Source organism: Sandarakinorhabdus rubra, assembly GCF_010994245.1.
GTDB classification, from domain to species: domain Bacteria; phylum Pseudomonadota; class Alphaproteobacteria; order Sphingomonadales; family Sphingomonadaceae; genus Sandarakinorhabdus; species Sandarakinorhabdus rubra.
Window position 1 is genome coordinate 1 of sequence record NZ_WMHO01000115.1, and the last position, 8,035, is coordinate 8,035.

Here is an 8,035-nt window from a genome sequence, read left to right on the forward strand (position 1 = left end):
GCTCATGCCCGGCACCGCCTTCAGGCCCGGCGCGCGGGCCGACACCGCTGCCTGCACGGCGGCCAGCACGTCGGGGCGTAGCGGCGAGGCCGGGGTCACCACCCAGTCGATGCCGGTCTTGAAGCTGATGCCGGGATCATCGGCGATGCGGGCCAGTTCGGCCTGCACCTGCGGCACACTGGTGCCGGGGAAGATGCGGCAGTTGACGGTGAGCTCCACCCGCTGCGGCAAGGCGTTGGGGGCATGGCCACCGGCGATCTGGGTCGGCACGCAGGTGGTGCCGATCTGCCCGATGGTGGCGGGATTGGCGCGCAGCGTCGCAATCGCTTCTTCATCGGCCGGGTTGGCGGCAAAGCGCGCCATGGCCTGGCCCAGCGCGTCGTTGCGCCGGCTGGCGGCGTCGGCCAGCGCGGCGCGCGTGATGTCGTTCACCTGCGCTGGCCAGCGGTGCGCGGCGATGCGCGCTGCCACCTGCCCCATGCGCGCGATGGCATTGCTGGCGCCGGGCGCGGAGCTGTGACCGCCGGGATCGGAGAGCGACAGGATGAAATCGGCATAGCTTTTCTCGGCAGCCTGCACCGTGTAGGCCACCGGCTTGCCTGTGCCGTCGAGCGTGCCGCCCCCGGCATCGCTGTTCAGCATATATTCGATGCCCAGCGCCTTGGCCTCCTTCGCCTGCGCGGCACTGGTCAATCCGTCGGTCTCCTCGTCGCCTGACAGGAACAGGTGGATATCGCGGCGCGGGCGGAATCCGGCCGCCTTAAGTCGGGCCAGCGCGCCGATCATCGTTGCCACGCCGAACTTGTTGTCCTGGACGCCGCGCCCGAAGATGTAGCCGCCTTCGGCCACCGCGGTGAACGGGTCGCGCTTCCAGTCCGCCGGATTGGCCTCCACCACGTCCATGTGGCCGGTCAATGCCATCGGCGGCGCCTTGGCCTTGCCGGTGACGCGCCACGCCAGATGCAGCTTGGCGGTGCCTTGCGTCTCGGTCACCATGATGTCGGACGCGGCAAAACCGGCGCTCACCAGCTGGTCGCGGTAGAAGCGCGCCAGCGCCGGCGTGGTCCCACGTCCCTTGACGCTGGCAAAGCCGACACTGTCCATCAACAGCTGCCTGGCGTCGATGGGGTCGCTGGCGGCGGCAGGCGTCGCGCCGGCAGCAAGTGTGGCGGCCAAGAGGGCAAGGGTGACAGTCGGGCGCATCATGCCGCCGCTTGTGCGCGCGGCGCGCGCGCCGGGCAAGCGGGCACTTGACGCGGGTTCCGTGCTGCCCGAACGAAGGCAATCATGACCGCCCCCAACAGTCTCACCCGCTGGATCCTCATCGGCCTCGTGGCCGGTCTGGGGGTCGGCTGGGCAGTGAACAGCACGCTCTCGGCCGAAGGCGCCAAGCAGGTCGCCTATTATCTGTCGGCGGTCACGGTGGTGTTCCTGCAGCTGATCAAGATGATCATCGCGCCGCTGGTGCTGGCCACGCTCACCGTGGGCATTGCCCACATGGGCTCGGGCGGGGCGGTGGGCCGCACCTTCGTGCGCACGCTGGGCTGGTTCATCGCGGCCAGCATCTTCAGCCTGGGGTTGGGCATATTGATGGTCAATCTGCTGGCCCCCGGCGTGGGCGTCGGCATGCCGTTGCCGCCCGACAATGCGGCCACCGGTGTCGCTGCCAAGGCCTTCGATTTCATCGATTTCGTCAAGCACATCTTCCCCAAGTCGATCATCGAGGCGATGGCCACCAACGAGGTGCTGCAGATCGTGGTGTTCAGCCTGTTTGCCGGCGTCGCCCTGATCCAGCTTGGCGAGCGCGGCGAACTGATCACCAAGGGCCTCGATGCCATCATGCACATGATGCTGGTGATCACCGGCTATGTCATGAAGCTGGCGCCGTTCGCGGTGTTTGCCGCTATTGCCTCCTCGATCGCGGTCGAGGGCCTGGGCATCGTCATCACCTTCGGCAAGTTCGTCGGCGGTTTCTACCTGGCACTCGCCGTGCTGTGGGTGTTCCTGCTGGGGGCCGGCGCCGCGGTGCTTGGCGTTTCCGAGGTGAAGCGGCTGATCCCCGAGATCCGCGAGCCGTTCCTGATCACCTTCGCCACCGCCTCGTCCGAGGCCGCCTACCCCAAGCTGCTGGCATCGCTGGAACGGTTCGGCGTGCCCACCCGCATCGCGTCCTTCGTGCTGCCGCTGGGCTACAGCTTCAATCTCGATGGTTCGATGATGTATTGCGCCTTTGCCAGCATCTTCATCGCCCAGGCCTATGGCATTGACCTCACCATTTGGCAGGAACTGGCGATGCTGGGCCTCTTGATGATCACCTCCAAGGGCATCGCGGGCGTGCCACGCGCCTCGCTGGTCGTCATCGCCGCCACCCTGCCCTATTTCAACATCCCGGAGGCCGGCCTGCTGCTCATCCTGGCGGTGGACCATTTCCTCGACATGGGCCGCAGCGCGACGAACGTGATCGGCAACGCGGTGGCCACCGCCGTGATCTCGAAATGGGATGGCGGCACCGAGGTGCTGGAGCCGGCCAAGGCTCAGCTGTAGGTGAAGGGCTGATCGTCCTCCGGCGCCGGCCCGAAGCGGTTGGGGCCGGGCGTGCCAGGCTGCGCATACCAGTACAGCAGCATCAGGTTCAGCCCGACCGCCGCCGCCAGCACGGCCCAGAACAGGATGACGCCCGAACCTTCGGCCAGCGTGCTGGTCAAGTCGCCGGTCTGGATGGCACCTGACAGGCTCATGATCCCCACCATCAGCACCACCGGCAGCAGCATGCCGGCGATATGCAGCAGCACCCAGCGGCCGCTGCGATCGAGATCATGCAGGCGGCGCACGGTGACGGCGAGGCTGGGCACGAACAGCACCACCAGCAGGAAACCGCCAACCAACGAGGCCAGGAAGGTGAGCGCCGTGAACCACCAATATTCCGGACGCGAAGCCCGCCCGCTGAAATCGGCATACTTCTGCAGCGGCACCAAGGCCCAGTCGAGCGGTTTGCGGTTGGCCATGGCGTCTCTCAGTTGACCGGCGGCCGCCGACGATAGGACAGCGCCTCGGCAACATGCATGCGGGCCACGCCATCGCTGCCCTCCAGATCGGCGATGGTGCGCGCCACCCGCAGCACCCGGGCATAGCCGCGCGCTGACAGCCTCAGGCTGTCAGCGGCCTGGGTGAGCAGGCGCTGGCCCTCGGCATCGGGGGTGGCGTGGGCGGTGAGCAGCGCGCCGTCGGCTTCGGCATTGGTGCGCGTGGGGCTTCCGGCATAGCGCGCCGTCTGGCGCGCGCGCGCCTGCGCCACCCGGGCGGCCACGGCGGCACTGTTCTCGGCCGGTGGCGGCAGGGTGAGATCGGCGGCCGACAGCGCCGGCACCTCGATGTGGAGGTCGATGCGGTCGAGCAGGGGGCCTGAAAGCTTGCTCTGGTAATCGGCGGCACAGCGCGGCGCTCGGGCGCAGGCCAGCGCCGCGTCGGACAGGTGCCCGCAGCGGCAGGGGTTCATGGCGGCGACCAGCTGCACACGCGCCGGATAGGTGACATGAGCGGCGGCGCGCGCCACCTGTACCTGGCCGGTTTCCAGCGGCTGGCGCAAGCTGTCGAGCACGCCGCGCTGGAATTCCGGCAACTCGTCAAGGAACAGCACGCCCAGATGCGCGAGGCTCACCTCGCCCGGCCGGGCCTTGGTGCCGCCGCCCACCAACGCGGCCATCGAGGCGCTGTGGTGCGGGCTGCGGAACGGCCGGCTGCGCTTGAGCTTGCCGCCTTCCAGCTCGCCCGCGATCGAGGCGACCATCGAGACTTCCAGCGCTTCGGCCGGGGTGAGATCGGGCAGGATGCCGGCCAGTGCCGCGGCCAGCAGCGACTTGCCGGAGCCCGGCGGCCCGCTCATCAGCAGGTTGTGGCCGCCGGCCGCGGCAATCTCGGCGCAGCGCTTGGGCGTTTCCTGGCCCTTGATGTCGGCAAAGTCCGGGCCGCGCACCCGCGCCTCCGCTTCGGCGCGGGCGGGCGCGGGCAGGATGATCTGTCCCTTCAGGTGATTGATCAGCGACAGGAGATCGGGCGCGGCCAGCACATTCACCTCGCCAGCCCAGGCGGCTTCCGGGCCCTGGGCGGCCGGGCAGATCAGCCCCTGTTCCTGTGCTCCGGCGTGCAGGGCGGCGAGCAGCACGCCCGGCACCGGGGAAATGGCGCCATCCAGCCCGAGTTCGCCCACCGCCACGAAATCATCCAGCGCATCGGGCGCAATCACGCCCATGGCCGTCAGCAGGCCCAGCGCGATGGGCAGATCATAATGGCTGCCTTCCTTGGGCAGATCGGCCGGGGACAGGTTGACGATCACGCGGCGCGGCGGCAGCGAAAGCCCGATGGCGTGGAGCGCGGCGGCCACCCGCTCGCGGCTTTCCTTCACCGCCTTGTCGGGCAGGCCCACGGTGACGAAGTTCACCGGACCGGCCGAGACCTGCACCTGCACATCGACGCTGCGGGCTTCAAGGCCCAGAAATGCCACCGTGCCGACATGGGCCACCATCTGCCGCGCTCTCCTCAAGGCGTCATCGTGACCCGATTGCCACGCTTAGGAAATTGCTGCGCGCGGCGCAATTGCCGCCTTACCATTGCCATGAGTGGGCCGTATCGCAGTCAGGCTATGAGTCGGATTGGCTTTCTGGATGCGCTGGTGCGCTCGGAACCGTTCCGGGTGTTCCAGATCATCCTGGGCGCCCTGCTCATTCCCGTGGCCGGCATTGTTGGCCTCGTCACGCCGCCGGGCGTCGGGCTGATCGTCGCTGGTGCCGGGGTGGCGCTGGTGCTCAGGAACTCGCGCTGGGCGCGGCGGCGCTATCTGTTCCACACGCGCCGCCACCCACGGGTCAGGAAGGCGGTCGATCTGGGCCTCATGCGCCGGCGTCGCCGCCGCCGCACGGTGGCCGCAGAGCCGCCCGCTTCATTGACGAACCCGGCGTCTGACCCTACATCGCCGCCCATGCCCCAGGTGTGATGCGCGGCGGCGCGTTTGTGCCAGCACTTTCGTAAGGTCAGGAGTTCCATGCTCGGTCTGGGCAATCTCGCCAAGTCGCTCTTCGGATCGTCGAACGAACGCTATCTGAAGTCGTTGCGGCCGCTGGTGAAGCGCATCAACGATCTGGAACCGCAGATCGGCGCGCTGAGCGACGAGGCGCTGCAGGCCCAGACCCCCAAGCTGAAGGCCGAGCTCGCCGCCGGCAAGAGCCTTGACGACATATTGCCCGAAGCCTTCGCCACCGTGCGCGAGGCCTCCCGCCGCGTGCTGGGCATGCGCCATTTCGATGTCCAGCTGATCGGCGGCATCGTGCTGCATCGGGGCGAGATCGCCGAGATGCGCACCGGCGAAGGCAAGACGCTGGTGGCAACGCTGGCCGTCTATCTGAACGCGCTCGCCGGCAAGGGCGTCCATGTCGTCACCGTCAACGATTATCTCGCCAGCCGCGACGCGCAGTGGATGGGCCTCGTCTATCGCTTCCTCGGGCTTTCGGTGGGCGTGATCGTGCCCAACCTCGATGATGCCAGCCGGCGCGCTGCCTATGCCGCCGACATCACCTATGGCACCAACAACGAATTCGGCTTCGACTATCTGCGCGACAACATGAAATACAGCCGCGAGCAGATGGTGCAGCGGCCCTTCCACTATGCCGTGGTCGACGAGGTGGACAGCGTGCTGGTCGACGAGGCGCGCACGCCGCTGATCATCTCTGGCCCGACCGACGACAAGTCGGGGCTCTACACCGCGGTCAACGCCGTGGTGAAGGAGCTGGAGCGCGAGGATGTCGAGGTTGACGAGAAGCAGAAGTCGGTGATCCTCACCGAAGCCGGCACCGAGAAGGTGGAGCGCATGCTCTCTGCCGCCGGGCTGCTGGAGGGCGAGAATCTCTACGATTTCGAGAACACCCAGGTGGTCCACCACCTCAACCAGGCGCTGCGCGCCATCGTCATCTTCCGGCGCGACACCGATTATATCGTGCGCGACGGCAAGGTGATCATCATCGATGAATTCACCGGCCGCATGATGGAAGGCCGGCGCTGGTCGGAAGGCCTGCACCAGGCGGTGGAAGCCAAGGAAGGCGTGGCCATCCAGCCCGAGAACCAGACCCTGGCTAGCATCACCTTCCAGAATTATTTCCGCATGTATCCCAAGCTCGGCGGGATGACCGGCACGGCCGCCACCGAAGCCGCCGAATTCTACGACATCTACAAGCTGAACGTGGTGGAAATCCCGACCAATGTGCCGGTGCAGCGCCGCGACGTGGACGACGAATTCTACAAGAACAGCGAAGACAAGTACAAGGCGATCGTCAAGGCGATCCGCGAGGCGCAGACGCGCGGTCAGCCGGTGCTGGTCGGCACCGTGTCCATCGAGAAGAGCGAGCTGCTGTCCGAATATCTGAAGAAGGAAGGCGTGGAGCATGTGGTGCTCAACGCCCGCTATCACGAGCAGGAAGCCGCCATCGTCGAGCAGGCCGGGCGCATCGGCGCCGTCACCATCGCCACCAACATGGCCGGGCGCGGCACCGACATCAAGCTGGGCGGCAACGACGAGGCACGCATCGCCCGGGAACTTCGCGACATGCCGCCGGGCCCCGAACGCGAGGCGGCCGAAGCGCGGATCAAGCAGGAAGTGGGCGAGGAGCGGCTGAAGGTGCTGGCTGCCGGTGGCCTGTTCGTGCTGGGCACCGAACGCCACGAGAGCCGGCGCATCGACAACCAGCTGCGCGGCCGCTCGGGCCGCCAGGGTGACCCTGGCCTGTCGCGCTTCTACCTCAGCCTCGACGACGACCTGCTGCGCATCTTTGGCCAGCAGTCGATGCTCTCGCGCCTGATGAACTCGGGGCTGGAGGAGGGCGAGGCGATTGTCCACCCGTGGATCTCCAAGGCGATCGAAACCGCCCAGAAGAAGGTGGAAGCGCGCAATTACGACATCCGCAAGCAGCTGCTGCAATATGATGACGTGATGAACGACCAGCGCAAGGTCGTCTATGACCAGCGCGCCGACATCATGGATTCCGAAACGGTCGGCGATGTCGTTGTCGACATGCGCCACGAAACGGTGAACGACATCGTGGCGGCGCGCTGCCCGCAGGGGTCCTACCCCGAACAATGGGACATCGAGGGCCTGCAGGCCGACGTGTCGGGCATATTGGGCCTGGCCACCGATGTCTCGGGCTGGGCCAAGGAAGAGGGCATCGATCCCGAGATCGTGCTCGACCGCCTCATCGAGCAGGCGGACGCGCATGTTGCCGCCAAGGCCGCCAGCCTGCCGGCCGAGACCTGGGTGTCGATCGAGAAGAGCTTCCTGCTCCAGGCGCTCGACCATCACTGGAAGGAGCATCTGGCGACGCTGGATTCGCTGCGTTCGGTCATCCACCTGCGCGCCTATGCCCAGAAGACGCCGATCAACGAGTACAAGCGCGAGGCCTTCGCGCTGTTCGAACGCATGCTGGCCGCCGTGCGCGAGGACGTGACGCGCATGCTGGGCGCCGCCCAGTTCGAGCTGAAGGCGGATGAGCCGCAGACCGACCTGCCCAACTTCGTCACCACCCACATCGACCCGGCCACCGGCCAGAATGAAGCCGGCCCGACGCTCAGCTTCGACGCCTTCGGGTCGGCGCTGCCGCCCGGCGCGCTGGTCGCCGCGCAGGGCGCAGCCGAGATGCTGGACATCGACCCAGCCGATGTCGAGGAATGGCGCCAGACGGTGAGCCGCAACGCCGAATGCCCCTGCGGATCGGGCAAGAAATTCAAGCACTGCCACGGGGCGCTGTAGGCACGCCCGTCAATCCCTCACTTGCCGCGACGGGCATTGCCCGGTTGCCTCACTTGCGCGACAACGGAGCCTGACACAGGTACGGCCGGGCGACGGACGGGGCAGAGGGGGCTGACGTGCAAGGGTATACCACGCGCCGGGCGTTCATGGCGCAGGCGGCCACGCTGGGCATGGCGGCGGGCGCAGCGCCGGCTTGCGCGCGTGCGCCTGATCCGCTGCTGGCGATGCCGGCGCGCGGGCTGGCCG

At 67.5% G+C, this 8,035-nt stretch carries 6 protein-coding genes; 3 read left to right on the top strand and 3 right to left on the bottom strand.

Annotated features, from left to right (window positions below):
- Nucleotides 1-1,206, bottom strand: a 1,206-nt coding sequence (locus GJV64_RS08415; RefSeq protein ID WP_164156815.1) for a M20/M25/M40 family metallo-hydrolase, incomplete at its 3' end; no start/stop codon positions are given.
- Nucleotides 1,207-1,287: 81 nt separating this feature from the next.
- Between GJV64_RS08415 and GJV64_RS08420 the strand changes: the two genes are divergently transcribed.
- Nucleotides 1,288-2,544: a dicarboxylate/amino acid:cation symporter gene (locus tag GJV64_RS08420; RefSeq protein WP_164156816.1), complete on the top strand. Its 1,257-nt coding sequence runs from the start codon at nt 1,288-1,290 to the stop codon at nt 2,542-2,544.
- Here the strand turns inward: GJV64_RS08420 and GJV64_RS08425 are convergent.
- A complete protein-coding gene (locus GJV64_RS08425; protein ID WP_164156817.1) occupies nt 2,535-3,005 on the bottom strand; it encodes a DUF805 domain-containing protein in 471 nt (156 codons plus the stop codon). The genes GJV64_RS08420 and GJV64_RS08425 overlap by 10 nt on opposite strands.
- Nucleotides 3,006-3,013: 8 nt before the next feature.
- Nucleotides 3,014-4,522, bottom strand: a complete 1,509-nt coding sequence (locus GJV64_RS08430) for a YifB family Mg chelatase-like AAA ATPase (protein ID WP_164156818.1) — start codon at nt 4,520-4,522, stop codon at nt 3,014-3,016.
- A gap of 117 nt (nt 4,523-4,639) precedes the next feature.
- On the opposite strand from GJV64_RS08430, the gene GJV64_RS08435 reads away from it, so the two are divergent.
- A complete protein-coding gene (locus GJV64_RS08435) occupies nt 4,640-4,990 on the top strand; it encodes a hypothetical protein (protein ID WP_164156819.1) in 351 nt (116 codons plus the stop codon).
- A gap of 48 nt (nt 4,991-5,038) precedes the next feature.
- The gene (gene secA, locus GJV64_RS08440) at nt 5,039-7,789 is read left to right on the top strand and encodes a preprotein translocase subunit SecA (protein WP_164156820.1); all 2,751 of its coding nucleotides are present in this window, start codon (nt 5,039-5,041) and stop codon (nt 7,787-7,789) included.
- Nucleotides 7,790-8,035 lie beyond the last annotated feature (246 nt).

What these genes read in the sequence shown, in the direction of transcription:
- GJV64_RS08420 (WP_164156816.1), top strand. Translation starts at nt 1,288, where the DNA reads ATGACCGCCCCCAACAGTCTCACCCGCTGGATCCTCATCGGCCTCGTG.
- GJV64_RS08425 (WP_164156817.1), bottom strand. Translation starts at nt 3,005, where the DNA reads ATGGCCAACCGCAAACCGCTCGACTGGGCCTTGGTGCCGCTGCAGAAG.
- GJV64_RS08430 (WP_164156818.1), bottom strand. Translation starts at nt 4,522, where the DNA reads ATGGTGGCCCATGTCGGCACGGTGGCATTTCTGGGCCTTGAAGCCCGC.
- GJV64_RS08435 (WP_164156819.1), top strand. Translation starts at nt 4,640, where the DNA reads ATGAGTCGGATTGGCTTTCTGGATGCGCTGGTGCGCTCGGAACCGTTC.
- secA (WP_164156820.1), top strand. Translation starts at nt 5,039, where the DNA reads ATGCTCGGTCTGGGCAATCTCGCCAAGTCGCTCTTCGGATCGTCGAAC.